The organism is Paenisporosarcina sp. OV554 (assembly GCF_003058165.1).
In the GTDB taxonomy this organism is placed as follows: Bacteria; Bacillota; Bacilli; order Bacillales_A; family Planococcaceae; genus Paenisporosarcina.
Map to the genome: position 1 here is coordinate 125,310 of NZ_QBUC01000003.1, position 26,969 is coordinate 152,278.

A 26,969-nucleotide genomic window follows, 5' to 3' on the forward strand; every position below is an offset into this window, starting at 1 on the left:
GATAAATATGAAACTTCAATTAGCTATAGATCTTGTAGATACTCAAGGAGCAATCGAATTGGTCAAAGAAGTAGGAGAGTACATTGATGTAGTAGAAATTGGCACACCGGTTGTAATAAATGAAGGTCTTAGAGCGGTTAAAGAAATGAAAGCTACATTCCCTAACCTGACTGTTTTGGCTGATCTTAAAATCATGGATGCTGCTGGATATGAAGTAAGCCAAGCTGCTGCTGCAGGCGCTGACATCATTACAATTCTTGGTGCTGCAGAAGACGAGTCCATCAAAGGTGCTGTCGAAGAAGCAAAAAAACAAGGAAAACAAATCCTTGTTGATATGATTGCTGTAAAAGATATTGCAACACGTGCAAAAGAACTTGATGAACTTAATGTAGACTATATCTGTGTTCATACTGGTTATGATCTTCAAGCTGTCGGACAAAATTCTTTCGAAGACCTTGCAACCATCAAGAGTGTTGTTAAAAATGCGAAAACTGCAATTGCAGGCGGAATCAAAATGGAAACACTTCCGGAAGTTATTAAAGCTCAACCGGATCTTATCATCGTAGGTGGCGGGATCACTGGCAAGGAAGATAAAAAAGCTGTAGCAGCTCAAATGCAAAAAATGATTAAACAAGGGTAGTGACCAATATGCAGGCGACTCAATATTTAGCTAAAATCATAAAAGAGTTAAACCAGACAGTCGACTTGATTGCTGATGAAGAGGCTGAAAAACTGGTAAACAAGATTCTTGAATCAAAGAAAGTTTTTCTGGTTGGGGCGGGTCGATCTGGATTTATGGGCAAGTCTTTTGTGATGCGAATGATGCACATGGGGATTGATGCCTATGTAGTCGGTGAAACCGTAACAGCTAATTTAGAAAAAGACGATCTGTTAATCATTGGTTCTGGTTCTGGTGAAACGAAAACCTTGGTCTCAATAGCAGAAAAGGCAAAAGGCTTAGGTGGGACAGTCGCAGCTGTAACGATTTTCCCTGAATCCACGATTGGGAAATCAGCTGACATTATAGTTAAATTGCCTGGTTCACCAAAAGATAAATCAGAAAGTGAATACATGACCATACAACCGATGGGGTCACTTTTTGAGCAAACAATGTTATTATTTTACGATGCATTAATTTTGCGTATCATGGAGAAAAAAGGATTAGACTCTAATAAAATGTATGGCAAACATGCCAATCTCGAGTAGATTTCAATAAAAAAATATGTAGACATGAAGACCGCATTAATTTCTTTTAGAAATTTGTGGTCTTTAATGCATGTCTGCATGAGATTATATTAGATGAAGGATTTCTATATATAATTAAGCAATGGTGAAGTCTATAATAAAAAGTGTGAAACAAAGAAAAGAGGTTGGTTAAATGGTTCGAATCGGCGTAATTGGTACTAATATGATTACAGAAAGATTACTTGAAGCAGCAAGTGCTGTAGAAGGTTCTGAACTAACAGCAGTTTATTCTCGCACTAGTGAGCAGGCAGAAAAATTTGCAAGCAACTACGGAATAACAAAACTATTTACAAACCTAGAAGAAATGGCAGGTAGTGAAGAAATTGACGCGGTGTATATTGCTACTCCCAACTCATTTCACTCTGAACAAGCTATTTTATTTTTACAAAATGGCAAACATGTATTATGTGAAAAACCATTGGCAGCCAATGCAGCCGAAGTAAACAAGATGATCCAAGCTGCAAAAGATCATAATGTCCTATTAATGGAAGCTATGAAATCAACATTACTTCCTGGGTTCAAGGCCATTCAAGACAACTTAAATAAAATTGGTACGATTCGTAGATACTTTGCTAGTTATTGTCAGTATTCTTCTCGTTATGATAAATTCAAAGAAGGAATTGTACTCAATGCTTTTAATCCAAAGTTTGCGAATGGTGCATTAATGGACCTTGGTGTTTATTGTTTGTATCCACTTATCACTTTGTTTGGTGAACCCAATGAAGTAAAAGCAACTGGCATAATGCTTGATTCAGGTGTAGATGGTGAAGGTAGCGTCGTTCTAAGATATGACGATAAAGATGCGGTTGTCATGTATTCTAAAATATCCAATTCTTCTTTACCAAGCGAAATTCAAGGCGAAAACGGCAGCATGATAATTGATAAAATTAGCTCTCCTGAAAAAATAGTAATCCGTTACAATGACGGGACTACCGAACAATTACCTATAGAACAATCACATCCCTCTATGTATTATGAAGTGAAAGAATTTGTTGAGTTAATCAACCAAGGGAAAATGGAATCCGATATAAACTCACATAAAAACTCTTATACCACGATGCTAGTAATAGATAGAGTGCGAGCTGAAATAGGTCTTAAATATCCAAGTGATAAAAAATTAACCTAAAAAGTTAATTGCTTGTAAAAAAAGAAGAATTTCTGCTATACCCTTTTTTCAAAAAAGTAGTTTTTATAGTCCTTATTAAAAAAAGTCATGTTAGCAACAATTGGAAAGTTGCTAACATGACTTTTTCTATTTTAATCTCTTCATTAGTGTTTTATCATGTTCGTCTTCTATATTACTGAATGATATCGAGTATGAAAATGTTATTTGGTTAAACGCTTCATAAGAGCAATTTTCTCAGCTTCAAAACCCGGTTTACCAAGTAAAGCAAACATATTCTTCTTGTATGCCTCGACTCCAGGTTGATCAAACGGGTTCACTCCAAGCAAATATCCGCTTATCCCGCAGGCTTTTTCAAAAAAGTAAACCATCTCACCGTAAGTGTATTCATTCAATTCATCAAATTCAATTACTAGATTAGGAACTCCACCGTCTATATGTGCTAACAATGTACCCTGGAATGCATTTTTGTTGACTTCATCCATCGTCTTACCAGCCAAGAAATTTAATCCATCAGTATCTTCGGGATCCTCTTGAATTATCATTTCAATTCGAGGTTTCTTCACCTGAAGAACCGTCTCTAGAAGGTTCCGTCTACCTTCCTGAACATATTGCCCCATCGAATGCAAATCGGTTGAAAAATCAACCGCAGCAGGAAAAAGACCTTTTTGATCTTTTCCTTCACTTTCGCCAAATAACTGTTTCCACCATTCAGATACATAATGAAGTGAAGGCTCATAGTTAACAAGTAATTCAATGACTTTCCCTTTATTGTAAAGTGCATTTCGAACTGCAGCATACTGATAACTAGCATTAGTAAAGAGATCGGGATTGTTGTATTTAAGAGCAGCAGCTGCTGCCCCTTCCATCATTTGATCAATATTTAGTCCTGCTACAGCAATCGGTAAAAGACCAACTGCTGTAAGAACAGAATATCTTCCGCCTACATCATCAGGAATAACAAAGGTTTCATAGCCTTCTTTATCCGCAAGCTCTTTTAATGCGCCTTTTGACTGATCCGTGGTAGCGAAAATACGATTTTTCGCCTCTTCTTTTCCATATTTTTTCTCCATATAATCACGGAAAATACGGAAAGCAAGGGCTGGTTCTGTAGTTGTTCCTGATTTAGAAATGATATTGACAGAGATATCTTTGCCTTCTAATAACTCAAATAAATGGGTTAGATAAGTAGAGCTGATATTTTGACCAGCAAAATAAACTTGGGTGTTATTATTCATTTGGTTATGAAAACTATGAGACAGAGCCTCAATGGCCGCTCTAGCACCTAGATAAGAACCACCAATACCGATTACAATAAGAGCATCTGATTGGTTCTTGATTCTCTCTGCTGCTTGTTTGATTCTCACAAATTCATCCTTATCATAATTGAGTGGTAAATCAACCCAACCAAGATAATCAGAACCTGGACCTTTCTTTTCATGAAGCATATTATGTGCCACTTTTACAAATTCACTTAGATTATCCACTTCACTTTTTTCCATAAATGATAAAGCATTCGTGTAATCAAAAGAAACAGTCATACATTTTTTCCCCTTTCGAATGAACTAGTTATTATTCTATCTGGTATTTATCCGTTTATTATTTAAATCTTTTCTGGATATAGCTGTTTGTTCAACTAACAGTAGGCGTTATTGACTCATCCCTCATTTGAAGTTTCATATTATGCCTTCTTTTCTACAGCATGTCCGCCAAATTCGTTTCGTAGAGCTGCTACAACTTACCTGTAAAAGTATCGTTTTCCAACGAACGATAATGCATCAATAAGCCATAGCGATTACAGGAGTCGTAGTTTGTAAGTCCAAGGCTGTTTCGACTGTCCATTTACCTTCGCCGGAAGAATGCATAATCCCTTTAATTTCATCTAATTTTGCATCTTTGGAGAACGCATTTTGTGTTAATTCCATTAGCCATGAACAGATTACTGAACCATTATTCCACACGCCTGCAACTTTTTCATAGTCATAGTCGAATTCACTTTTTTCCAAAAGTTCAAATCCTTCACCAATAGCAGCCATCATCCCGTATTCTATTCCATTATGGACCATTTTCAAGAAGTGGCCGCTGCCTGCTTACTACATTATGCTTGCGGTCCAACAAGTTTTGACCTAAATTTAATCCCATTTTCCCAAACCAATTAAGCCGAAATATCTTCATTAACGAAAACTTCTTGATAAAATCATGTGCTTTTTATTGGTTTATAGCTTTTTTTATCCCAACAGCCAATCATTAGACCGGAATGATGTTTTCTATTAATTTGTATTCTACCACCATTTAAATCCGTCCTCTTTCAATAATCTATTAGAAGATTCTGGTCCCATCGAACCTGATTGATATGGATGGAGTGGAAGAATATTTTCCTCAAACGCCTCTAAAATAGGTTGTACCCATTTCCAAGATAATTCAACTTCATTCCAATGGGCGAAGAAGTTAGAGTCTCCACGAAGTGCATCAAAAATTAAAAGTTCATACGCTTCGGGGACATCTTTTTCACTCGCTATAAAGTCAACAATTATTGGTTCTAATTTTCCGTTTACAGGGTTTTTGCTATTTAATTGCATCGATACACCTTCATTTGGACTTATATTGATAACCAATAGATTGGGTTCAGCATTTTGGTTTTCGTTTCTATACAAATTCTTTAATGGATTTTTATATTCAATCACAATCCGTGTTGATTTTTCCTTCATTCTTTTTCCAGTCCGGATATAGAACGGCACGCCATCCCAGAAAGTATTATCAATCCATAAACGAGCAGCCACAAATGTATCGTTTTTGGAAGAAGCATTGACGCCAGGTTCTTCACTATATCCAATTACGGGTTCACCCTGGATTTCTCCTTGATCATATTGTCCGCGAACCACGTGCCCAACTACCTCATTTTTTTGCAATGGTCGGAGAGATTCCATGACTTTTATTTTTTCATAACGAATGTCTGTGGAAATTATCTGTGTCGGGAGGTGCATAGCCGTCATCATCAGAAGTTGTAGCATATGATTTTGAACCATGTCACGAATCGCACCGACTTTGTCATAATAACCAGCTCTGCCTTCTACACCAACCGTCTCACTAGCGGTAATCTGGACATTGGCTATATGCTGATTGTTCCATAATGCTTGAAGAATAGGGTTGGCAAATCCTAAGGCTTCAAGGTTTTGAACCATCGGCTTTCCAAGATAATGATCTATCCGGTAAATTTCGTCTTCTTCAAAAGCATTGCTTAATTTTTCGTTTAAATGTTGTGAAGATTTCAAGTCATGCCCAAATGGTTTTTCGATAATCAATCGTTTCCATCCATTCGTTGAGCTTAATCCACTCTCCTTGATGTTCGATGCAATTACATCAAAAAATTCAGGGGCAACTGATAGATAAAACATTCGATTTTCTGTAATTTTTCTTTCTTTTTCACTTTGTTGAACTAGTTCAAGTAAATTGTTATATTCTTCAGCATTCGTTACATTTAAACGGCTATAACGAAATGCCCTGATAAACTCTTTTATTTGGGATTTGTCATTTATCAAATGTCTAGAGTAAATTATTAACGATTCTTTTACGCGTGTTTGAAAATCATCATCAGTTATTTCGCTTCTTCCCACACCAACAATCAAAAAAGAATCCGGCAATTTTTTATTTAGAAATAAATTAAACAAGGCTGGGTAGATTTTTCTCTTAGCTAAATCCCCTGTAGCCCCAAATAAAACAAAAGTCATAGAATCCACTTTTTTATTCCTCCACTTTTCAAAACATTCCTCAACTCGAAAAATGTTTATATTCTTTTTATTTTATAAAAAACCAGTATTACGACTTTTCGTTAACCTATCCTGAGTCGTATTTTTAGTACAGAAGTAAGTATAATATCTATAATCATTTTTTGTAAGTACGCACTTTATTATCAGCTAGTTACTTTTAACATATATAGTAACTAAAAATATACTGTATTTTCCAAATAGCTATTAAAGGTCATATGTTGTTAATGCTTAAGTATCTCGGGGGAAAATATTATTAAAAAGAATACTCTTATCAAAAGAACATGCGATATTAAAAATTGACTATTACTTGTACAGTCGTAATATACCCAATCAGTGGAGATAAACACTACACTATTCATGCCAAGAGTCAAAAAGCGAGAAACCATTAATATATTACACTGCTTTATTCAATTGACAAAGTAGTTTTACTAGACAGCTTAATAAAGAACATGCGAGGATAACCTTATTGCTTTTGAAGAAAATAAATTTAGGATGTGCTGATAAAATGAAAATGTATGATGTAACAGGAACAATTTATGAAGAAATGACCGTTTACAAAAATAAACCGGAAAAACAACCAAAATTGAATCAAGTAACGACTGGATATGTCACGGAAACTCGGCTTGAGTTAGATGTACATACAGGTACACATATTGATGCACCACTTCACATGGTTGTAGGTGGCGATACGTTTGAAACGATCGCAATGGACGATCTTGTGGGGCAATGTAAAGTTTTCGATTTAACACAAGTGGACGATGGAATTTCGAAAAAGGATTTAGAAAAATTCGAGATTCAAAAAGACGATTTTGTTTTTTTAAAAACGAAAAATTCTTATGAGGAAACATTTAATTTTGATTTCATTTATCTTGCACAAGACGGAGCAGAATATCTTACTCAGTTAGGTGTACGAGGTGTAGGAATAGATACACTTGGTATCGAAAGAAGTCAAGAAGGGCATCCAACCCATAAAACATTATTTGCAAAAAAAATTATTATTATTGAAGGACTTCGCTTAAAGGAAATTAATCAAGGGGAATATTTTATGGTTGCTGCACCACTTAAATTAGTGGGTACAGACGGTTCACCTGCAAGAGTGTTGTTATTTGAGGGATTAAGATAAGCTTCTCTATTCCTTGCACAAAAGCTTGGCATCGATCGATCGGAAATTATCGGTATAGGTGACAACCACAATGATTTCGAACTTATTAAGACTGCCGGTCAAGCATTGCAAAGGGTAATGGGGTAATGGAATTGAAAGAAATCGCTGAATATATCTCCCTCACCAACAACGAAGAGGGCGTACGCCATGTGATAGAAAAATTCATTTTAGAGCCTATGGGCGTGATTATAAAATAAGAGTTCATCATGTTTTCTATTAATGAACGATGGTGTGTAAAAACAAAAAAATAAGCTAATTCCCTTAGAGGAATTAGCTTATTTTCGCATTATTCAGAAGAGATGTAACGAACGAGAACTGAACCGGTTTTGGCTTCACCTTTAATATAGAGAGGAGCAACAGTAGATTCTGCAATTTCTTTTGTAAAACGAATGTTTTTTTGTAAGAAATGCTCTTGTTCATTTACTCGTGTTACATCGGGTAATGCAACATCCATTTTCCCAAAGTTAGAAGCTATTTCGCCTTGTAGACCAACTGTGGAAGGAATATATATTTCTACTGCCCCAGCTACCGCGCGTCCTTCAATTTTACGAGCATCAGGATTTTTCGTCGTAACGACGACATTTCCGTTAACCGATTGAGCCTCAATGTCTACTAAATGACCATCGATATATATTTTCCCATTGATCGTTTCAGCATCAATTTTATTCCCTTTAGCGTCTTTTATCAGAATCGCGCCATTTGCAGTTTGAATTTCTCCATCTTCGAGTTGAACATCTTTCAGTTCAATCTTGCCATTCGCTGTCTTCACTTTCAGACGATCCACTTCTAAATGTTTTCCGATAAATGAACCATTAAATAATCGAACTGAAATTGAATCGTACAGTTTTGTAGGTACATATAAAACAACATTTACAGACGTTGTTTTTAAATCACTAATGATTCGTAATCGTTGTTGATCAACCACAAATACAAACTTCTCAAGAAATTCTTTCTTTGTATCTTCTTCAGAAGATGAACGGTAGACCTTCACATGACATTCTGCACGTACTTGCCCATCTTGTGATGGATATATTTCGAATTTACCATTGGCTATATCAACGGAAATCTCTTTAAAATCAACGTTTTCTTTCGTATCGGTGTGGTGAAATTCATTCGGTTCACCAAATGGCATATCGAAATCAAATGATTTCATTTTCCCAACAGTTGTTTGCATAAACTGCATGAAGCGGTCACTGAATTGAGTGAAATCTCGTTTAATATCGTCCATAAAATCTTCTGCTTGAGAGGAGGTGGATTTCTTGTTGTGTGTTTCTGAATTCGAGTGTGTTGAATGAGTTTTTGATTCAGACTGACCTGTACTAGCAAATGATGATGCTAGTGGTTTCGTCCCCTCATTACCTAGAGCCTCTAGCAATATTAACGCTTCTTGAGCAGATATCGTCCCTTTTTCGACTGAATCTAAAATGCGTTTACGTTCTTCTTGCATATATTTGGCCTCCTTCAAAGCCGCTTTGCGCGGTACTTTGTTCTTCCCTTATACATACGGATAATTAACTAGAAAGGTTTCATTTTAAGGAAACTGTTTCTTTTTTCGTCTTTCTTTTCGATGATGCTTTTGCGATTTTCTCTTCCATTCGCAGGCTGTCACGTTCAAGTATTGGTTTTAAATAGTGACCTGTATAAGAGTTTTCAACTTTCGCAATTTCTTCAGGAGTTCCGATAGCTAAAATCGTTCCACCTTTGTCGCCACCTTCAGGGCCAAGGTCAATAACGTAATCTGATGTTTTGATTACATCTAAATTATGTTCAATAACAAGAACCGTGTCACCGCTCTCTACTAATCGTTGTAAGACTATAAGTAACCGTGCAATATCATGTGCATGTAATCCAGTTGTCGGCTCATCTAAAATATAGAAAGATTTGCCGTTCGAGCGTTTGTGTAACTCAGATGCCAGTTTCACACGTTGTGCTTCACCACCAGATAACGTCGTCGCTGGTTGACCAAGCGTCATATACCCTAGTCCAACATCGACAATCGTCTGAAGTTTACGATTAATCTTTGGTATATTTTCAAAGAATTTTACCGCATCCTCAACAGTCATTTTTAATACATCAGCAATGTTTTCACCTTTGTATTTTACTTCTAATGTTTCACGGTTATAACGTTTGCCGTGACAAATTTCACAAGGTACATAGACGTCTGGCAAGAAATGCATTTCGATTTTAATAATCCCGTCTCCTCGACAAGCTTCACAGCGACCACCTTTGACGTTGAAACTGAAGCGGCCTTTTTTGTAGCCACGGACTTTCGCTTCATTCGTCGATGCATATACATCACGAATATCATCAAAAACTCCTGTATAGGTTGCTGGATTTGATCTAGGCGTTCGTCCTATAGGGGATTGGTCAATATCGATAACCTTTTCAAGCTGTTCAATTCCTGTTACTTCTTTATGTTTTCCAGGCTTTGCCTTTGCACGATTTAATTTCTGTGCAAGTGATTTATGCAAAATTTCATTGATTAACGTACTTTTTCCTGAACCGGATACACCTGTAACAGAAGTAAAGACACCCAATGGGATATCCACCGTCACATTTTTTAAGTTATTTTCTGTTGCCTCTTTTATCGAAATCATTCGACCATCTGGTTTACGACGTTCACTAGGTAGAGGAATAAATTTCTTTCCACTTAAATACTGACCAGTAATCGATTTCGAACTCTTCATGACTTGAGTCGGCGTTCCCGCTGCTACAATCTCACCACCATGAACTCCAGCCCCTGGACCTACATCTATTAAATAATCTGCAGCCATCATTGTGTCTTCATCATGTTCAACTACAATTAACGTGTTGCCAATATCCCGCATATTTTTAAGAGTTTCAATTAAGCGGTTGTTATCTCGTTGATGTAATCCAATCGAAGGCTCATCTAAAATGTATAGGACTCCACTTAAACGTGAACCGATTTGAGTCGCTAAACGAATTCGCTGTGCTTCACCACCGGATAATGTACCCGCAGCTCTATTTAATGTTAAGTAGTCTAAACCTACATTAATAAGGAACCCTAAGCGTTCATGAAGTTCACGTAAAATGAGACGTGCAATTTGCATATCTTTTTCGGATAACTCTAATGATTTGAAAAATGCATCCGCTTCTTCAATAGAAAATGACGTTACTTGACCTATATGAAGTGATGCCACTTTTACAGCTAATGTTTCAGGTTTTAAGCGATACCCTGTACATGTTGGACAGTCTTGTTGTGCCATATATTTTTCCATTTGCTCACGAATATAATCTGAAGACGTTTCTTTATATCGGCGTTCGATATTTTTTAATATTCCTTCAAAATAAATTTGATTATCTCGGACTTGTCCAAAATCATTTTCGTAACGGAATCGAATTTTGTCTGTACCAGATCCATGAAGAATTTTATCCATTTGGTCTTTTGGCAGTTTTGCAACAGGCTTATTCATGTTGATTTTATAATGTTTGCACACAGCCGCTAATAATTGTGGATAGTACTGTGAACTTGTTGGTTCCCATGGAACAATTGCACCTTCACTTAAAGATTTCGACCAATCAGGAATGACGAGGTCTGGGTCAACTTCAAGCTTCGAACCCAGCCCATCACATTCTGGACATGCACCAAAAGGACTGTTGAATGAAAACATACGTGGTTCTAGTTCACCTATAGAAAATCCACAAATCGGACAAGCATGATGTTCACTAAACAGCAATAATTCGTGTTCCATGACATCGATTAAAACACGTCCATCGGCTAGTCTTAGTGCTGCTTCTAAAGAATCTGCCAGCCTCGGGGCAATATCTTCTTTCATGACAACACGGTCAATCACAATTTCAATGTCATGCTTTTTATTTTTATCCAAATTAATATCATCATCTAAATCCATTAAATCTCCGTTTACACGTACACGTACATATCCTTGTTTCTTAACATCTTCAAGCATTTTGGCATGTGTCCCTTTTCGACCAGATACAATAGGAGCTAATATTTGCATACGCGTGCGTTCTGGGAATTCCATCAACCGATCAACCATTTGTTCAATCGTTTGAGAAGAAATTTCGATACCGTGATTTGGACAAATCGGCTTTCCTACACGAGCAAATAACAATCGTAAATAATCGTAAATCTCGGTTACAGTACCCACTGTAGAACGGGGGTTACGACTTGTTGTTTTTTGATCAATCGAAATAGCAGGTGACAAACCTTCTATTACATCCACATCTGGTTTGTCCATTTGTCCTAAAAACTGGCGTGCATAAGATGATAACGACTCTACGTAACGTCGTTGACCTTCTGCATATATAGTATCGAAAGCAAGTGAAGATTTACCAGAACCTGATAAACCTGTCATAACAACAAGTTTATCGCGTGGAATGGTTAAACTGACGTTTTTCAAATTGTGTGCACGTGCACCTTCTATGCGAATTTCTTGATTTTTCAAATGTCTTCATCCTTCCACTTTCAGTTCCAAAATCGTATCACGCAGTTCTGCTGCACGCTCGAAATCGAGTGCCTTCGCTGCATCTTTCATTTCTTTTTCAAGTGTTAACAATAAAGTTTCTTTTTCATCTTTTGTTAATTTCTTACCTTTTGTCACTTTTTCCATATAAGTTGTTGTTTCTTCAGCATTATGAGATGCACGAATAACATCGCGAATTTTCTTTTGAATCGTTTTTGGTGTAATTCCATGTTTTTCGTTATAGGCGATTTGAATGTTGCGGCGACGTTCTGTTTCTCCAATTGCTTTTGTCATTGAATCCGTCATGCGATCAGCATACATTATAACGTGTCCACTGGAGTTTCTCGCTGCTCGCCCGGTGATTTGGATCAGTGAACGTTCTGAACGTAAAAATCCTTCTTTATCCGCATCAAGTATTGCCACGAGTGAAACTTCTGGAATATCTAGACCTTCTCTAAGTAAATTAATTCCTACTAACACATCATACGTTCCCATTCGAAGTTCTCTAATAATTTCTATTCGCTCAAGTGTTTTAATTTCTGAATGTAAGTAGTTAACTTTAATTCCGATTTCTTTTAAGTAATCCGTTAAATCCTCGGACATTTTTTTCGTTAACGTAGTAACAAGCACACGTTCGTTAAGTTCAGCCCGTTGACGAATTTCATCAATTAAATCATCAATTTGCCCTTCAATTGGGCGAACGTCGATTGTTGGATCTATGAGTCCTGTTGGTCGAATTATTTGCTCCACCATCTCTGGTGTGTGCTCCAGTTCATAAGGTCCTGGTGTAGCTGAAACGAAAATCGCTTGTTTCATGTGTCCCTCAAATTCTTGGAATGTTAACGGTCGGTTATCCATTGCAGATGGTAAACGGAAACCATGTTCTACTAACATTTTTTTACGTGCTTGGTCTCCATTGAACATCCCGCGCACTTGAGGTAATGTTACATGGCTTTCATCGACAACCACTAAGAAGTCGTCTGGGAAGTAATCTAATAATGTATAAGGAGTTGCCCCTGCCTCACGGAGTGTTAAATGTCGCGAGTAGTTTTCTATCCCTGAACAAAAGCCCATTTCTCGCATCATCTCTAAGTCGTAGCGAGTCCGTTGTTCTAGTCGCTGCGCTTCTAGTAACTTATCTTCGCCTCGAAGCACTTTTAATTGCTGCTCTAATTCAACTTCAATATTTTCAATCGCTACTAGCAATTTTTCTTCACGTGTTACGAAGTGGGAGTTCGGGAAGATGGCGACGTGTTCCCGTTCACCGATGATTTCACCAGTTAAAGCATCGACTTCACGAATTCGGTCAATTTCGTCTCCGAAAAACTCAACACGAATACAACGTTCATCTCGAGAAGCTGGGAAAATTTCAACGACATCTCCACGCACTCGGAACTTTCCACGCACAAAGTTCATATCATTTCGTTCATATTGAATATCGACTAATTTACGAAGCAACTGATTGCGTTCAATTTCCATTCCCATACGGAGGGACAACACCATATCACGATATTCCTCAGGATTCCCTAAACCATATATACATGAAACAGATGCAACTATTAATACATCATCTCGTTCAAATAAGGCCGAGGTCGCAGAGTGACGCAACTTATCAATTTCTTCATTAATACTTGAATCTTTTTCAATGTACGTATCTGTTTGAGGTACATATGCTTCTGGTTGATAGTAATCGTAGAAACTAACGAAGTACTCCACCGCATTGTTTGGAAAAAATTCTTTAAACTCACTATATAGTTGTCCGGCAAGGGTTTTATTATGAGCCATGACCAATGTCGGCTTTTTAATTTCGGTTACTACATTCGATACGGTAAATGTTTTACCTGTTCCTGTCGCACCAAGCAATGTTTGATATTTCCGACCTTCTTCAATTCCTTTTACCAATTCCCTAATCGCCTGCGGTTGGTCTCCATCTGGTTTATATGGCGCCTGTAAATCAAAAGATTGTTTCATGGTTTCTCTCCTAACTTAAACGCTTAAATCAATTTTTTTTATTCTTTTCGTTTATTTTCAGTATTGTTCATATTTTATCATATTCCCCATTTGAATACGAACAAAAAGCGAACGTATGTTTTTCGAAAGAAAAGTGTAGCGCGCCTAGTTAGCTCGACACCGGTGCTGGAAGAAGCGAATCGGAAACCCGTTTCCGAATGAGTCTCTGAAGCTTAGGTGCGGGCTGACGCTTGAAGCTAGACAAAAAGAAAAGTGGAGCTGGGTGTCTTAAGTTGACGCCGGCGCTGGAAGAACTGAATAGAAAACTCGTTTTCGCATGAGTTATAGGAAGGAAGGCTAACTTCGTGACATCGTGCTCCTGCGGTTACTCATCGCAAAATGCAGTGCTAAGAAATCTTGTCGCGACGCCTTCATGACCCACTTCCCGTGGGCCTAAGCGGAGGTGCGAGCTGTGCTTTGGAACTAGACACTGAAAGGTAAAGAACGCCTTATGAGCAGATTCGACTTGGACATAAAGAAAATCCGCTCTTCGAAAAGAGCGGATGATTCACGATCTATGGAATCAAAATTACACACTATCTTGCTGCAACTGACATAGTTCGTTTGTGTACGCCACAAACGATCCTTTATCTTTTTGATCGAGCGCATTATCAATGAGAGTCAATAAACGGTCTTTTCGTTGTTCTCTATGTACATGGTTTAAAAATAAATCCATGTAGATTTCGTTCAACAGTTTTTCCGCTTCACTAACTGTTTGATTTCGCCCCATCGCTTTTAGAAAATCAGCATATGAATAATACTTATCCATTGCAATCACCTCGGATGCCTTTTTTCTATTATAAGTAATAACGGGTGGAAGTTGCAAATGTTTTTTCTGAAAATTCAACATGTTTTATTTTTTTCTAAATATTTATAATTATTAGGAAATTAGTGTTGATTAATTACCAATTTTCTCTATAATAGGGTTTGTAGTCTAATAATAGGGGAGTGAATACATGGGGGAAAAGTTTTCCGCAACATCTAATTACCTAGTTTCATTCAATACAATTGCACTTGTACCAATTTGGATAGAGAATAATCTCTATACTAGAGTCATCGAAAATCATACTGAATTTCTTGTCAAAATGAAACCTAGTGCAATAATAAAGAAATCACTCGTTTTTTATGGAACTTCTTATAAACACGCTACTTTTTTTTCACGAGAATCCATTGGACGTTTACACAAACTTCCTCTCATGATTTCACATGATTTTGGAGTCCCTTTAATTATGATGCCTACACTTTCCGCTGAATCTGAAGGGAATATTTGGATTTCTTTTTCTGCTGTTGATCGCTATTCCATTAATTCGCACAGTCAATGTTTGGTACATTTCACTAATTCTCAAGTTCTACCAGTAAATGTTTCTCATTCTACGATGTGCAGGCAATTTGTTCTTTCCTATTTCTTGACAAATCATTTTCAAAAAACGCGTGACATGATGAATCATCCCTTTTCCCAATCAAAACTTACATATACGCCAACTCGAAAAAATCCTAAGAGATGATACATAGACTTAAGCCCTTCGCTAAAGGGCTTTTTATTATGACTTGCACCTTCGTTACTTCCCTCAATTCGCTTGTTTGGCAATCGATAAATACACGCCAAGCAATTCCTCCACTCGATTCCGCAATCTTACGTTTAAGTACCGACGATGCTCTTCGTATCCACTGTGGAAGAAAACGTATTCGGTAAAGGTATCGTCGCGATTGCCACGAATGACTTTCATGTTATGTTGGCGCAAATAGAGCTTAGTATCTTTTAGTTCCCGCTGCCCTTCTTTTACTGCATGGTCAATCATCGCAACATAAGGTCTCTTCAGTTTGAACGGGCTTTTTTCAACGATTTCTCGATCACGCTCCAAAATGGTTAATACCATCGGCAAATAAATCATTTTCTCGAAATAAGGTAAACTTTCGGATGGAATGAGTGGCATGTTCTAGCCTCCTTCAAGAACGTTTGTTCGTATTTTATATTGTACGCTTATTTCAAGAAATTACAAGTGGGAATTTAGGGTATTTTTCATTCAAAGCCTTGGTATATCTCACTTCAAGTTAACTTGTATGTGAGATAGCTAGAGTCATCCAGCTTAAAAAGACATCAAAAAAAACCATCTACAAAGAGATGGCTTTTTATTATTTAGGTGATTTCCCTTTAAAAACAAAGATTGCTACGATAAAGAAAAATCCAGATGTGGCAATTAGTGGAATATGTTCATTCCACACTCCAAAGAATGTGGTTGCTAAAGATACCACCGAAACAATTCCTGCAAACATACGTGTTTGCAGTCTAGAGCGCTCTACTTCCAGACCTGCATCTCGGATTTGCATGTATTCCCTCATGCGTGTAGGTTCATCAAGGTAGCTTAGTATTTTTTGAGGGATGGCACGTAATGGGCCAATTGCATTTAAGGCAATGCGCAGTGCATCATCTTTTGAAAATGACGTTTCTCCACCTTTTTGCATCGCTACCCACTCCAAAACGCGAGGACGTGCAATTGCCAGTAAATCCACCTTCGGATCTAACACATGGAGAACACCTACGAACGTAGAAACAGCGCGTCCAAAAAAAGCAAACTCTGCAGGAAGCTGTACCGGTTGTGTCCGTACAATTCTTTTAATATCAGCTAACAATCGGTCAACAACAAAACTGTCCATTTGGGTCAATTCTTGTGACTCATATGCTGCCACCACTCTAGAAATCGCATCAGCAAGTAATCGACGATCCGCATGTGGCAACAAGAATCTCAACTCTTCTAATCCATCGATTACTTGATCAAAGTGTTTGAAAAGGATGCCTTCCACAACTTTTAATACGGAACGTGCTTCTTCTTTACTAATGGACCCAACCATTCCAAAATCGATCAACACGATGGTACCATCTGGTTTAATTAGTATATTTCCACCGTGTGGATCAGCATGGAATTGTCCACCATCCAGTACTTGTTCTAAAAACAACCTGAACAATCGCTCCGATAAGTCACGACGAGTTAATTCATTCGCGTCGATAAATGCTAGATCAGTAATACGTGCACCTTCAATCCATTCCATTACTAGGACACGTCGCGTAGAGAACTCGTCGTAATACACAGGAAAACAGACACCCGGCATCTCTTCAAAACGATCTGCAAAACTGCGTCCATTGCGTAATTCTTGTAAAAAATTAAGCTCCGCACCAATAGTATTAATCATTTCACTATACAAAAGATTAAAATCGATTTGTTTGCCAAAAGCCGTAAAGCGTTTCACTAACCAAATGACGATTTTCATTGCACGGAAATCCGCCCGTAAAATCCGGTCAATATCTGGACGTTGAATTTTAATTGCAACAGGTGTACCGTCTTTAAGTGACCCTTTGTAGACTTCCCCAATAGAAGCAGAAGCGACCGGTTTATCAGAGAGGTTTTCGACATAATCGTTATGTGATGTATTCCATTCTTCTTCTAGTAGAGCAATTGCATCTTTTCTTGGAACAGCCGGGACTCGGTCTGTTAACCCTTCTAGCTCTGCAATAAACGATGGTGGCATAATGTCTGCACGTGTTGATAAGAATTGTCCCATCTTAATCATTAATCCACCTAGTTTAAGAGCGGTACGTTTATATTCTTTCGCTTGTTTTGTAACCAATCGTTCCCATTTTTCGTTTATAACTGGTGTCCATCGGCCTTTATAGCGGCGCTGAAAAAGTGTTACTTGTGAAAAAAACTTTACGGACATCCACACAATGCGATAGATCCGATAAATTGCTAAACGATCCATTTCAAGCGCCTCCTCTGACCTCCATTATAAGGAGTGATGGCAACAACGTCCAAATAGTGATATGTTTTGTATGAGAAAAACTTTCTAAATTGTGAATATTATAAGGGGGATTTATTATGGAAGCGGTCCATTATGAACAAAAGGGGAATTTAGCCATCGTCACATTAAACCGTTCTGAGTCGATGAACGCTTTTAACTATGAAATGTTGAGTGAACTTGGTCAAATAGCAGAGTCCATCCGTATTAACCCAGACATTCGTGTCGTTGTTTTCACTGGGGCTGGGGAAAAAGCCTTCAGCGTGGGTGCCGATTTAAAAGAACGTAAAACACTAACAGAGCAAAAAGTGAAACGTAATATATACAAAATAGGCGAAGTGTTTTCAACAATTGAAAATTTACCACAACCTACTATCGCTATGATGAACGGCTACGCTTTTGGTGGCGGCATGGAACTTGCTCTTGCATGTGATTTCCGTATTGCAGCAGACGATGTTGTCCTAGGGTTAACTGAAACAAGCTTAGCCATCATTCCAGGAGCAGGGGGTACACAACGTTTACCTCGCTTAATCGGTGAAGCTAAAGCATTAGAATTAATCTTAACAGCTCGTCGTTTGAAAGCAGAAGAAGCTTTGGCTTATGGCATGTTAACTAAAGTGGTTTCTCGAGAAAGTTTACTAGACGAGACTGGAAAGTTTGCTGATTTAATGCTTGCAAACGGACCGATTGCTTTGCAACAAGCGAAATTTGCCATTAAACACGGCATGAACGCTGATTTACATACAGGCTTAAACATTGAACGCAAAGCTTATGAAATAACAATTCCGACAGAAGACCGTGTCGAAGCACTTATTGCTTTTGGTGAAAAACGTAAACCGATTTTTAAAGGGAAATAACAAAAAGCGATTGTAGAGCTGAGCTTCTACAATCGCTTTTTATTTTTCACTTGCTTCCATCGGCACATCCCATAAAAAATAATTCCCCGTAAAAAGCTTCGTCTCAACAAAGATGATGTCTTTATCTTTTTGAAAGAAGAGCGCTGCTCCTTCTTGGGTTTTGTAAGTCCAACCTAAGTCGCTCAAGACTTTTTTGATAACATCATATCTCGATTCACCGCTGTTTTCAGAAACGTACCGCGTAACGAAAATTGTTTCATCGAATTTCACAAAGTCACGGGAAGTGGAATCTAGGATAGAGATAGCGGCAACAAGACGAATCGTTCCTTCATCTTTCGTTAATAAATGTCCGTAGCGAAAACCTATAAGTGCAAAGAAAACCACCAATATCGCACAGAGCCACAAAGTAAACTTTTTCATTGCACAGCCCTCCTTCCCGTACTTTAGAATATGTTTCAATAGGTGATAAATAGTATAGGTCTGTCTTTAATAGTTCACACAAAAAAGCCACCCAAAATTATTTTGAGTGACTCATTGTAACCAATATTTAAGCTAACCCTTGCTCTAAATCTTCAATTAAATCTTCAACGTCTTCAATGCCTACCGAAATACGCACCAATCCATCTAAAATACCGAGTTCTTGGCGGCGTTCTGCCGGAATTGACGCATGCGTCATCCGTGCCGGCGTGGAGATCAAGCTTTCCACTGCTCCCAGACTTTCTGCAAGTGTGAAGTATTTCAATTTCTTGATCAAATGATCGGCTTTTTCAGTACTGCCTACATCAAAAGAAATCATGCCTCCGAAACCACTTGCTTGTTTTTTCATGATGTCATACCCAACATGTGATTCCAATCCTGGATAGAACACTTTTCCAACCGCTTCATGCGCAACAAGGTAATCAGCAATGCGCTTCGCATTTGAATTCGTTTCTTCCATGCGGATTCCAAGTGTCTTCAAGCCACGGATCAATAACCATGAATCTTGTGGTCCTAAAATCGCACCTACTGAGTTTTGAACAAAGTGTAGGTCTTTCGCTAACTCTTCTGTCGCAACAACTACCAACCCAGCAACTACATCACTATGGCCTCCGATATACTTCGTTGCACTATGCAAAACGATATCTGCACCAAGAGACAATGGTTGTTGCAAGTATGGTGTCATGAACGTGTTATCAACAATCGTTAACAATCCTTTTGCTTTTGCCAATTTAGCAATTTCCGCAATATCCGTTACTTTTAATAATGGATTGGTTGGAGATTCAATAAAGACTGCTTTTGTGTTTTCTTTAATTGCCGCTTCAAATTCAGCCGCGTTTGAAGAATCTACGAATGTTGATTCAATACCGAAACGATTTAATACTTTTGTCATGACACGGTATGTACCACCGTAAACATCGTCAGTCATAACGATATGATCTCCTGCATTAAAAAGCATCATTACTGAACTGATAGCTGCCATTCCTGAACCAAAAGCAAAGCCAGCATGACCGCCTTCTAAATCACTAATTAAAACTTCAAGTGCATGACGAGTAGGATTGCCTGTACGTGAATATTCGTATCCACGGAAGTCTCCTACAGCATCTTGTTTATATGTGCTTACTTGGTAAATCGGTGTGGAAACGGCACCTGTTGTTTCGTCCCCAACGATACCCGCGTGAATTAATTTTGTTTTTGGTCTCATTGTGCTTCGTCCTCCTTCAATAATTCATAAACATTTTGGCTTAAATAACGTTCGCTTGAATCCGCAAAAATCGTCACGATATGGCTTCCTGGTTCCGCCACTTTCGCTTCTTCAAGTGCCGCATAAAAAGCAGCACCTGAAGAACTGCCGACAAGAAGACCTTCTTCTTTAGCTAATACACGCATTTTTTCAAAAGCATTTTTGTCAGTAACTGTATGAATAGCATTAAAATACGTTTTATCCATATAGCCTGGTAAAAACTCCATACCGATACCTTCTGTGTAATGCGAACCAGGTTCACCACCATTTAAAATCGAGCCTTGTGGTTCAACGATTACTGTTTTAATATCTACATTTTGATTTTTTAAATACTTCGCCGTTCCCATAAATGTTCCACCTGAGCCAGCACCTGCTACAAAGACGTTAATTCTACCATCTAAATCGCGCCATAATTCAGGTCCTAATGTGTGTACATACGTTTCTGGATTTGCAGGATTTGAAAACTGGGAAGGTGAAAAAGCACCTGGCGTTTCTTTTACAAGCTCCTCAGCTTTTGCAATGGCACCTTTCATTCCAAGTTCCGTGGGTGTATTCACGATTTCAGCACCAAGTGCACGCATCAATGTTTGTTTTTCCATACTGAACTTTTGTGGCACAACAAATTTCACCGTGTAGCCTTTGCCAATTGCCGCTAAAGCTACACCGATTCCTGTATTACCAGCTGTTGGTTCGATAATGGTTCCACCTGGTTGTAGCTTTCCAGATTCTACAGCATCTTTTAATAAAGATACACCTAAACGATCTTTCACACTACCACCAGGATTCATGAACTCAAGCTTTGCAAATATGCGACAATTATTCGGAATATCAATATTGTTGATCTCTACGACTGGTGTATTGCCAATCAATTCGTGAACGCTTCCGTAGACATTCATTATACTTCCTCCGCGAATACCGTACGCCATTCATCTTTCTTAGAGAGCATCTCGCGTGCAATCTCTTTGGCGCCTTCTAAACTATGATTGGCAGCCCAGCCACATTGTACTTCATTACAAGCAGGTACTTCAGTTGCTTGCATGACATCTTCAAGCGTTTTTTCTAAAATCATTAAAATTTCGTCGAAGTCATCATGATTAATAACAGCTAAATAAAATCCTGTTTGGCATCCCATAGGGCTCATGTCTACCACTTGATCTGTATGGTTACGAATGTTTTCAGCCATTAAATGCTCAATAGAATGGAGTCCAGCCATTTCCATATGTTCTTTATTCGGTTGCTTAAAACGAATATCATACTTTAAAATTTCGTCTCCATTTGCGCCCATTTTACGTCCAGCTAATCGTACATATGGTGCAACTACCTTAGTATGATCTAAGTTAAAACTTTCTACATTCATTTGTTTCATCTTTTCCACTCCTTATTTTTTAATCGCGTCCATTAACCACACAAAATCATTCATCTGTTCAAACTGAACATCGAATCCTGCTTTTTCAAATGCATGCGTCAATACAGGAATCGTTGTGTAGTACTCCCGTTCTAAGTCGTCCGCCACGTTATTAAAACCACGTGCACGTTCTTTTGAAATCTGTGCTTGTTTCGCTTCCTCTGATGTAAAAACGGTATCTGCAAATACAATTTTGCCACCCACCGGCAATATACTAGCATATGTTAATAATGCTTTTTCTTTCTCACTATCTTTTAAATGGTGAAATACATACGTACTAACGAACGTTTCGACCTTTTGTGGTTTCTCAAAATCTAATAAATCACCGTCTATTAACACTAAGTCAGGAAAACGCTTCGCCGTGACTCGACGCATCGCATCGTTTGGTTCAATTCCAATAACAGAATGACCCGCTTCTAATAACTTCGCCGTTAAGTTGCCAGTTCCTGTTCCGAATTCAACAACTGCCCCTAAAGACTTATTTGTAACTGCAGAAAGTATCTCATCATATTTTTCAAATACATCACGATATTCAGGATCTTGTCCTGAGACTGATGCATCATAAGACTCTACCCATTTATCAAAAATCTCTACGAATTCACGCCCCATAGTAAATTCTCCTTTTTATTTATATATTATTCCTACCTGATTACTTGGCATTAGGTTAACAGACTTATTTATAACATATTTCAAACGTTATTTCTACTCTTGTACCCAAAAAACCCCTTTCGAATTATGCGAAAGGGGTCTTGATTTTATATTTTAGTAGCTTCCCATTCTTCTCGTAAAATACCCATGCGAATGGAGTCATAATATTTACCTTCGTAATAACGAACTTTGCGGATCCGTGCTTCCATTGACATGCCGAGTTTTTCACCGACGCAAATCATTCGATCATTTCCAGACCAAGTGGTAAATCCAACGCGTACGAGAGGCATTGTTTTAAACAAGCGATTCATCCATTGTCTAATTGCTTCTGTACCATAACCCCCGCTCCAATATTCAGGCTTAAATATGACGATTCCCATTTCAAGCCATAAAGAAGGTTCATGTTCCCAATAGTAAGACACCATGCCGACGAGTTCTTCATTTATTTCAATAGCGAAAATATGTTCTTTTCGAAGATAACGATCTTTATTTGATAGAAATTTTTCTAATGTTTGTGGTTTGTATGGATAATAAGGTGCATCCCATTTCTTCCACTCTGGATTTTCTTCTTTCGCACTCATTGCCCAAAGTGTACATAAATCGTCTTCATAAAAAGGTCGCAAATGAACCTTTGTTGATAAATCAGTCAAGAACTATCACCTCATAAATACTTTTTAAACCAACCTGTAATTTGCTCAAGTCGTGCATAACGTAGATTTGGATAGCCAGTACGCGACAAGTTGTGGTCAGCATCTGGGAAACGAACAAAGCCTGTCTCTTTTTTCATTTGTTTTAATGTGATATACAGTTGTTCTGCTTGCTCAATAGGACATCTGAAATCTTTTTCACTATGCAAAATGAGTAACGGTGTTTCAATGTGTTTAGCATATTTTAGAGGAGAATGGTTCCATAGTTTTTCTACATCTGTCATATCTGCTCCAATTTGCCATTCATTAAAATAATAGCCGATATCTGAAACACCAAAGAAACTTACCCAGTTTGAAATGGAGCGTTGTGTCACTGCTGCTTTAAAGCGATTTGAATGACTAACGATCCAGTTAGTCATAAAGCCACCATAACTACCACCAGTTACACCTAGACGATTTTCATCAATCCAGTCATTATCAGAAAGGACTGAGTCAACGGCTGCCATGATGTCTTCATAATCACCACCACCATAATCACCCCGAACTGCGTCGACAAACTGCTGACTGTAACCATGACTACCACGAGGATTAATATACAGAACACCGTAACCTTGTGCGGCCAAAAGCTGAAGCTCATGGAAAAACGTGTTAGCGTACATAGCATGCGGACCACCATGAATCTCCACAATTAATGGATAATTCTGTCCTTCAACAAAGCCTGCTGGTTTCATTAACCATCCATGAACAGCCCACTCTTTAGCTCCTTGAAACATAATCGCTTGTGGTTGAACAAGTTCAACTTCATTTTCAAATGATTCATTGAATGATGTTAGCGCATTGCGTTCACCAGTTGCAATGGTTTGTAAATAAAGTTCACCGATTTTCGTTGAATTTGAAACGGTGACGAGCGCAAACTCTCCAGACTTCGCAACATCATAGCCGTATACATGTTCATCATCTGCAGTGGCTGGATACATCTCCCCTTCTAAAGATGCGGCGTATAAACGAACGTCACCCATTGTAGACACTTGGAAGTACAAAAGATTGTCTTCCGTCCATACCACGCTTGGTGCATTTGCCCCTTGTTGATGGTCTGCAACAACATAATCTCCAACCGGTGCATCGATGCCTTCCGTTAGAATTTCTCGAGAGCCAGACTTTAGATCATAGACATACAAATCTGTATGCGTAGCATTTTTGTAAGCAGAATCACTTCCGACAAATGCTAGCTTTTTATCATCCAAAGAAAAAACTGCACCGCCAAAGTAACCATCTTCGTCAATGATTAACTTCTCTTCTTTCGATTCACTATCAACCAAATATAAAGCTTGTCGGAATTCGAAATCCAAACTTTCAGAACGATTGACACTGAACACTATTTTCTCCCCATTATGAGAAATAGCCTGTAAATCATAAAGATGATTACCTTGAGTAAATTGTTTCACTTCCTCAGTTTCGAGATCAATTACACCAATATGCTTATAGATGTCTTGAGGGAGTAAACCCGCTCCGTCCATTTTGTATTTCATTTTATTTACTATATAAGGTTCAGGATTTTTCTTCTCTTCTTTCTCTGGCTCGTCTGTAAAGTTCTTTCCTTCTTTTACAGGAGCCAAAAACCATATCTTCTTTCCACAAGGAGACCATAAGAAACTGCTGACACCTTTTTCAAACGAAGTAACTTTACGTGCTTCTCCACCTCTTGTGGATAAAACATATAATTGATTTTTGTCATCACGCGTAGATAAAAACGCCAACTGACTTCCATCTTGCGAATAGCATGGACTAGAAATTTTCTCCTTGCCATGTGTCCATTGTGTCAATTTCTTTGTCTCCAAATCTACATGCCATAAATTTGCTTGATAAGTATTATCTTTGTCATTGATTTTCGTTTGCACAAAAACTGCTTCTTGTTGATTGGGTGCTAAAGAAGGCTGAGTAACTGAAATCAACTTACTTAAATCTTCTATTGTTAATTTACGTTTTGTCATGATAATTCCTCCAAATGTTGCCGTATACTATCTATTTCAACAACCGTAAGATTTTCCCTTTAATTATATAGCATAAATTTTCCATCGATTATCATTACATACTCAAGTTGTGGGCTGGAAATCGTTTGAATAAGAACCGATTAATCCACTGTTGGAAATATGAAAACATAGGATGATGATTGTATTTTCTAAAAATGGGTAATAATGAAGGAACTACTGTCGGGAGGAATTCTTATGTGTCCACTTGAACTACCAAAAGTCACAAAATCCTATTGGAGAAAAGAAAGATCTAATAAAACTTATCCACCTTTAACAGAAAACCTTACAACAGATGTATGTATAATTGGGGCTGGAATTGCTGGGGTCACAGCTGCCTATGTGCTCGCAAACGAAGGTGTAACGGTACATGTTATAGAAGGAAGTAAAATCGTCAGCGGTACTACTGGATTTACAACAGCTAAAATAACTGCACAACATGGGGTTATTTATGATGAATTAATTCAGACGTTCGGAAAAAATGAAGCAAGTCAATACTTTGATGCCAACCAAAAGGCAAGAGAGCAAATAAAAAAGTGGATTGATTCACTCTCCATTGATTGCGACTTTGAAGAACGTCACGCTGTTCTCTATGCACAAACTCCTGAAGGTGTTGAAAAATTACATACAGAGAAAGCGGCCTATGATCAACTAGGCATCCTAGGTGAACTGTCAACTTCTAAAGATGAACTTCCATTTTCTGTAAGTGAAACGTTAACAATACCTGACCAAGCTCAATTTCATCCGGTCAAATATATTAACGGGTTAGTTAAAGAAGCACAGAAACTTGGTGTGACTTTTTACGAAGATACCCGTGCTAAATCACTTAGAGAAGATGATGACGAAGTTTTCATCGAAACCATGGAAGGTCATATCATTAAGGCCAAACAAGCATTAGTAACTAGTCACTTCCCCTTTAACGATAAAGAAGGCTTCTATTTTTCACGACTGTCTCCCCAACGTTCCTATGCAGTTTGTGTAAGGGTTCCAAGTGAACAAATGACTGGAATGTATATTAATGTTGAAAAGCCTAGCCGCTCCATTCGTACAGCAAAAGGAGACAAAGGCGAAAGCTATGTGATAGTTGGCGGAGAAGGACATAAAACAGGGCAACATGATGACGATTCTCATGATGAATCCACTGTTCAACGATATGAAACGCTCACCCAATTTGCAAAACAGCATTTCCAAGTTGAATCAATCGATACGCATTGGTCTGCACAAGATTATGAGACACTCGACCGTCTTCCCTATATTGGAGAAATGTCTAGTAGCTCGTCACATGTATTTTTAGCAACCGGTTTTTCCAAATGGGGTATGACGAATGGTACCACTGCTGGATTGTTGCTTGCAGATCTTGCGCAAAATAAATTCAATCCATGTAAAGACTTATACTCACCAACTCGATCAAAAATAAAAAAAGAAGACGCTAAACATTTTGTGAAGATGAATGCCAATGTCGCAAAAGAATTAGTAACCGGTAAATTCGACCGCCCAACAGATTCAGTAGACGATTTAAAAAATGACGAAGGACGCATCGTAATGGTAGATAACCACAAAACCGGTGCATACAAGGATAAAAACGGGCAATTACACTTAGTAAAACCTACTTGTACCCATTTAGGTTGTGACGTGCACTGGAATGATGGAGAACGTACGTGGGATTGTCCATGTCACGGCTCAAGGTTTTCTTACAAAGGTGAAGTGTTAGAAGGACCTGCGGTAAAACCATTGGAACGCAAATAATTGAAGCGCCAATTTCTATGTTAAATAGAGATTGGCCTTCTTCTTTTTAAAAAGCTTAAAGCATGGCATTTAATGTTTCATGTTGAAAAATACGGGTAAATTTCTTAAAACATGTAAAACCATTTTAGGAACTATTCCAAGGAGGATGACCTATTAAGGCAGTTACATTTCAAGGAACGAAAGATATCCAAGTAAAAGAAGTTGCAGATCCCCTACTTCAAAAACGAGATGATATTATCATACGAATAACATCCACAGCCATTTGCGGTTCAGATCTTCACATTTATCAAGGAGCACTTCCAGTTAGAAAAGACTACGTGATTGGACATGAACCAATGGGTATCGAAGAAGTTGGCTCAGAAGTGACCAAAGTTA

22 protein-coding genes and 3 pseudogenes are annotated in these 26,969 nt (G+C 38.1%); 9 read left to right on the forward strand and 16 right to left on the reverse strand.

Translation table 11 applies throughout. The annotated features are described in order from the left end of the window. The first annotated feature begins 7 nt into the window (after nucleotides 1–7). The 3 genes from hxlA to C8K15_RS04240 all read left to right on the forward strand — a co-directional run bounded on the left by hxlA (nucleotide 8) and on the right by C8K15_RS04240 (nucleotide 2,371). Complete coding sequence (gene hxlA / locus C8K15_RS04230) at nucleotides 8–640, forward strand: 3-hexulose-6-phosphate synthase (protein ID WP_108585189.1); 633 nt, start codon at nucleotides 8–10, stop codon at nucleotides 638–640. An 8-nt stretch (nucleotides 641–648) separates the two neighbouring features. Further along, nucleotides 649–1,206 (forward strand): 6-phospho-3-hexuloisomerase, encoded by a 558-nt coding sequence (gene hxlB / locus C8K15_RS04235; protein ID WP_108585190.1) that lies wholly within the window; start codon nucleotides 649–651, stop codon nucleotides 1,204–1,206. A gap of 172 nt (nucleotides 1,207–1,378) precedes the next feature. Then, nucleotides 1,379–2,371 (forward strand): Gfo/Idh/MocA family protein, encoded by a 993-nt coding sequence (locus tag C8K15_RS04240; RefSeq protein WP_108585191.1) that lies wholly within the window; start codon nucleotides 1,379–1,381, stop codon nucleotides 2,369–2,371. 200 nt (nucleotides 2,372–2,571) lie between these two features. Here C8K15_RS04240 and C8K15_RS04245 read toward each other — a convergent pair whose 3' ends face one another. The 3 genes and pseudogenes from C8K15_RS04245 to zwf all read right to left on the reverse strand — a co-directional run bounded on the left by C8K15_RS04245 (nucleotide 2,572) and on the right by zwf (nucleotide 6,105). Next, entirely contained in the window at nucleotides 2,572–3,909 is a 1,338-nt protein-coding gene (locus tag C8K15_RS04245) for a glucose-6-phosphate isomerase (RefSeq protein WP_108585192.1), read from the reverse strand. A 140-nt stretch (nucleotides 3,910–4,049) separates the two neighbouring features. After that, a pseudogene (locus tag C8K15_RS04250) lies at nucleotides 4,050–4,458 on the reverse strand (phosphogluconate dehydrogenase (NAD(+)-dependent, decarboxylating)); the annotation flags it as partial. Nucleotides 4,459–4,650: 192 nt separating this feature from the next. Beyond that, nucleotides 4,651–6,105 carry a glucose-6-phosphate dehydrogenase gene (zwf, locus tag C8K15_RS04255; protein ID WP_108585193.1) on the reverse strand — a complete coding sequence of 485 codons (1,455 nt, stop codon included), beginning with the start codon at nucleotides 6,103–6,105 and terminating at the stop codon, nucleotides 4,651–4,653. A 535-nt stretch (nucleotides 6,106–6,640) separates the two neighbouring features. Here zwf and C8K15_RS04260 point away from each other — a divergent pair. Both C8K15_RS04260 and C8K15_RS21310 read left to right on the forward strand, forming a co-directional pair. After that, a complete protein-coding gene (locus C8K15_RS04260) occupies nucleotides 6,641–7,258 on the forward strand; it encodes a cyclase family protein (RefSeq protein WP_108585194.1) in 618 nt (205 codons plus the stop codon). Nucleotides 7,259–7,279: 21 nt separating this feature from the next. After that, nucleotides 7,280–7,384: pseudogene (locus tag C8K15_RS21310) on the forward strand (HAD hydrolase family protein); the annotation flags it as partial. Between the two features lie 199 nt (nucleotides 7,385–7,583). Here C8K15_RS21310 and C8K15_RS04270 read toward each other — a convergent pair. The 4 genes from C8K15_RS04270 to C8K15_RS04285 form a co-directional block, all read right to left on the reverse strand. Beyond that, nucleotides 7,584–8,744, reverse strand: coding sequence for a DUF4097 family beta strand repeat-containing protein (locus tag C8K15_RS04270; protein ID WP_108585195.1), 1,161 nt, complete (start codon nucleotides 8,742–8,744; stop codon nucleotides 7,584–7,586). A gap of 79 nt (nucleotides 8,745–8,823) precedes the next feature. Next, nucleotides 8,824–11,724, reverse strand: coding sequence for an excinuclease ABC subunit UvrA (gene uvrA / locus C8K15_RS04275; protein ID WP_108585196.1), 2,901 nt, complete (start codon nucleotides 11,722–11,724; stop codon nucleotides 8,824–8,826). A 6-nt stretch (nucleotides 11,725–11,730) separates the two neighbouring features. Continuing rightward, nucleotides 11,731–13,713, reverse strand: a complete 1,983-nt coding sequence (gene uvrB / locus C8K15_RS04280) for an excinuclease ABC subunit UvrB (RefSeq protein ID WP_108585197.1) — start codon at nucleotides 13,711–13,713, stop codon at nucleotides 11,731–11,733. Between the two features lie 568 nt (nucleotides 13,714–14,281). Then, nucleotides 14,282–14,521: an IDEAL domain-containing protein gene (locus C8K15_RS04285; protein WP_108585198.1), complete on the reverse strand. Its 240-nt coding sequence runs from the start codon at nucleotides 14,519–14,521 to the stop codon at nucleotides 14,282–14,284. A 187-nt stretch (nucleotides 14,522–14,708) separates the two neighbouring features. Here C8K15_RS04285 and C8K15_RS04290 point away from each other — a divergent pair, with 187 nt between their 5' ends. Continuing rightward, nucleotides 14,709–15,257, forward strand: coding sequence for a competence protein ComK (locus C8K15_RS04290; protein ID WP_108585199.1), 549 nt, complete (start codon nucleotides 14,709–14,711; stop codon nucleotides 15,255–15,257). A gap of 63 nt (nucleotides 15,258–15,320) precedes the next feature. Here C8K15_RS04290 and C8K15_RS04295 read toward each other — a convergent pair whose 3' ends face one another. Continuing rightward, nucleotides 15,321–15,686 carry a YhjD family protein gene (locus C8K15_RS04295; protein WP_108585200.1) on the reverse strand — a complete coding sequence of 122 codons (366 nt, stop codon included), beginning with the start codon at nucleotides 15,684–15,686 and terminating at the stop codon, nucleotides 15,321–15,323. Between the two features lie 199 nt (nucleotides 15,687–15,885). Then, nucleotides 15,886–17,508, reverse strand: a complete 1,623-nt coding sequence (locus tag C8K15_RS04300) for an ABC1 kinase family protein (RefSeq protein ID WP_108585201.1) — start codon at nucleotides 17,506–17,508, stop codon at nucleotides 15,886–15,888. Nucleotides 17,509–17,624: 116 nt separating this feature from the next. Here C8K15_RS04300 and C8K15_RS04305 point away from each other — a divergent pair, with 116 nt between their 5' ends. Then, complete coding sequence (locus C8K15_RS04305; RefSeq protein WP_108585202.1) at nucleotides 17,625–18,401, forward strand: enoyl-CoA hydratase-related protein; 777 nt, start codon at nucleotides 17,625–17,627, stop codon at nucleotides 18,399–18,401. Nucleotides 18,402–18,440: 39 nt separating this feature from the next. On the opposite strand, the gene C8K15_RS04310 is transcribed toward C8K15_RS04305, so the two are convergent. The 7 genes from C8K15_RS04310 to C8K15_RS04340 form a co-directional block, all read right to left on the reverse strand. After that, entirely contained in the window at nucleotides 18,441–18,821 is a 381-nt protein-coding gene (locus C8K15_RS04310; RefSeq protein WP_108585203.1) for a hypothetical protein, read from the reverse strand. Between the two features lie 127 nt (nucleotides 18,822–18,948). Continuing rightward, a complete protein-coding gene (locus C8K15_RS04315; RefSeq protein ID WP_108585204.1) occupies nucleotides 18,949–20,082 on the reverse strand; it encodes a bifunctional cystathionine gamma-lyase/homocysteine desulfhydrase in 1,134 nt (377 codons plus the stop codon). Next, the gene (locus C8K15_RS04320) at nucleotides 20,079–21,017 is read right to left on the reverse strand and encodes a PLP-dependent cysteine synthase family protein (RefSeq protein ID WP_108585205.1); all 939 of its coding nucleotides are present in this window, start codon (nucleotides 21,015–21,017) and stop codon (nucleotides 20,079–20,081) included. The genes C8K15_RS04315 and C8K15_RS04320 overlap by 4 nt, the downstream gene beginning before the upstream one ends. Beyond that, nucleotides 21,017–21,487, reverse strand: a complete 471-nt coding sequence (locus C8K15_RS04325; protein WP_108585206.1) for an S-ribosylhomocysteine lyase — start codon at nucleotides 21,485–21,487, stop codon at nucleotides 21,017–21,019. Before C8K15_RS04325 ends, C8K15_RS04320 begins: the two co-directional genes overlap by 1 nt. Nucleotides 21,488–21,499: 12 nt before the next feature. Next, on the reverse strand, nucleotides 21,500–22,135 hold the full coding sequence (locus tag C8K15_RS04330; protein WP_108585207.1) for a class I SAM-dependent methyltransferase: 636 nt from the start codon (nucleotides 22,133–22,135) through the stop codon (nucleotides 21,500–21,502). A gap of 146 nt (nucleotides 22,136–22,281) precedes the next feature. Further along, nucleotides 22,282–22,824 (reverse strand): GNAT family N-acetyltransferase, encoded by a 543-nt coding sequence (locus C8K15_RS04335; RefSeq protein WP_108585208.1) that lies wholly within the window; start codon nucleotides 22,822–22,824, stop codon nucleotides 22,282–22,284. Between the two features lie 11 nt (nucleotides 22,825–22,835). Next, complete coding sequence (locus C8K15_RS04340; protein WP_108585209.1) at nucleotides 22,836–24,812, reverse strand: S9 family peptidase; 1,977 nt, start codon at nucleotides 24,810–24,812, stop codon at nucleotides 22,836–22,838. Nucleotides 24,813–25,046: 234 nt separating this feature from the next. On the opposite strand from C8K15_RS04340, the gene C8K15_RS04345 reads away from it, so the two are divergent. Continuing rightward, nucleotides 25,047–26,594 carry an FAD-dependent oxidoreductase gene (locus C8K15_RS04345; protein ID WP_108585210.1) on the forward strand — a complete coding sequence of 516 codons (1,548 nt, stop codon included), beginning with the start codon at nucleotides 25,047–25,049 and terminating at the stop codon, nucleotides 26,592–26,594. A 152-nt stretch (nucleotides 26,595–26,746) separates the two neighbouring features. After that, nucleotides 26,747–26,968: pseudogene (locus tag C8K15_RS04350) on the forward strand (alcohol dehydrogenase catalytic domain-containing protein); the annotation flags it as partial. Nucleotide 26,969: the final 1 nt, after the last annotated feature.

Excerpts from the sequence above, each read along its gene's own strand:
- C8K15_RS04245 (WP_108585192.1), bottom strand. The coding sequence starts at position 3,909 with ATGACTGTTTCTTTTGATTACACGAATGCTTTATCATTTATGGAAAAA.
- hxlB (WP_108585190.1), top strand. The coding sequence starts at position 649 with ATGCAGGCGACTCAATATTTAGCTAAAATCATAAAAGAGTTAAACCAG.
- C8K15_RS04310 (WP_108585203.1), bottom strand. The coding sequence starts at position 18,821 with ATGAAAAAGTTTACTTTGTGGCTCTGTGCGATATTGGTGGTTTTCTTT.
- C8K15_RS04320 (WP_108585205.1), bottom strand. The coding sequence starts at position 21,017 with ATGAATGTCTACGGAAGCGTTCACGAATTGATTGGCAATACACCAGTC.
- C8K15_RS04290 (WP_108585199.1), top strand. The coding sequence starts at position 14,709 with ATGGGGGAAAAGTTTTCCGCAACATCTAATTACCTAGTTTCATTCAAT.
- C8K15_RS04340 (WP_108585209.1), bottom strand. The coding sequence starts at position 24,812 with ATGACAAAACGTAAATTAACAATAGAAGATTTAAGTAAGTTGATTTCA.
- hxlA (WP_108585189.1), top strand. The coding sequence starts at position 8 with ATGAAACTTCAATTAGCTATAGATCTTGTAGATACTCAAGGAGCAATC.
- C8K15_RS04260 (WP_108585194.1), top strand. The coding sequence starts at position 6,641 with ATGAAAATGTATGATGTAACAGGAACAATTTATGAAGAAATGACCGTT.
- C8K15_RS04315 (WP_108585204.1), bottom strand. The coding sequence starts at position 20,082 with ATGAGACCAAAAACAAAATTAATTCACGCGGGTATCGTTGGGGACGAA.
- C8K15_RS04325 (WP_108585206.1), bottom strand. The coding sequence starts at position 21,487 with ATGAAACAAATGAATGTAGAAAGTTTTAACTTAGATCATACTAAGGTA.
- C8K15_RS04285 (WP_108585198.1), bottom strand. The coding sequence starts at position 14,521 with ATGGATAAGTATTATTCATATGCTGATTTTCTAAAAGCGATGGGGCGA.
- C8K15_RS04305 (WP_108585202.1), top strand. The coding sequence starts at position 17,625 with ATGGAAGCGGTCCATTATGAACAAAAGGGGAATTTAGCCATCGTCACA.
- C8K15_RS04270 (WP_108585195.1), bottom strand. The coding sequence starts at position 8,744 with ATGCAAGAAGAACGTAAACGCATTTTAGATTCAGTCGAAAAAGGGACG.
- C8K15_RS04295 (WP_108585200.1), bottom strand. The coding sequence starts at position 15,686 with ATGCCACTCATTCCATCCGAAAGTTTACCTTATTTCGAGAAAATGATT.
- uvrB (WP_108585197.1), bottom strand. The coding sequence starts at position 13,713 with ATGAAACAATCTTTTGATTTACAGGCGCCATATAAACCAGATGGAGAC.
- C8K15_RS04345 (WP_108585210.1), top strand. The coding sequence starts at position 25,047 with ATGTGTCCACTTGAACTACCAAAAGTCACAAAATCCTATTGGAGAAAA.
- C8K15_RS04330 (WP_108585207.1), bottom strand. The coding sequence starts at position 22,135 with ATGGGGCGTGAATTCGTAGAGATTTTTGATAAATGGGTAGAGTCTTAT.
- C8K15_RS04240 (WP_108585191.1), top strand. The coding sequence starts at position 1,379 with ATGGTTCGAATCGGCGTAATTGGTACTAATATGATTACAGAAAGATTA.
- C8K15_RS04300 (WP_108585201.1), bottom strand. The coding sequence starts at position 17,508 with ATGGATCGTTTAGCAATTTATCGGATCTATCGCATTGTGTGGATGTCC.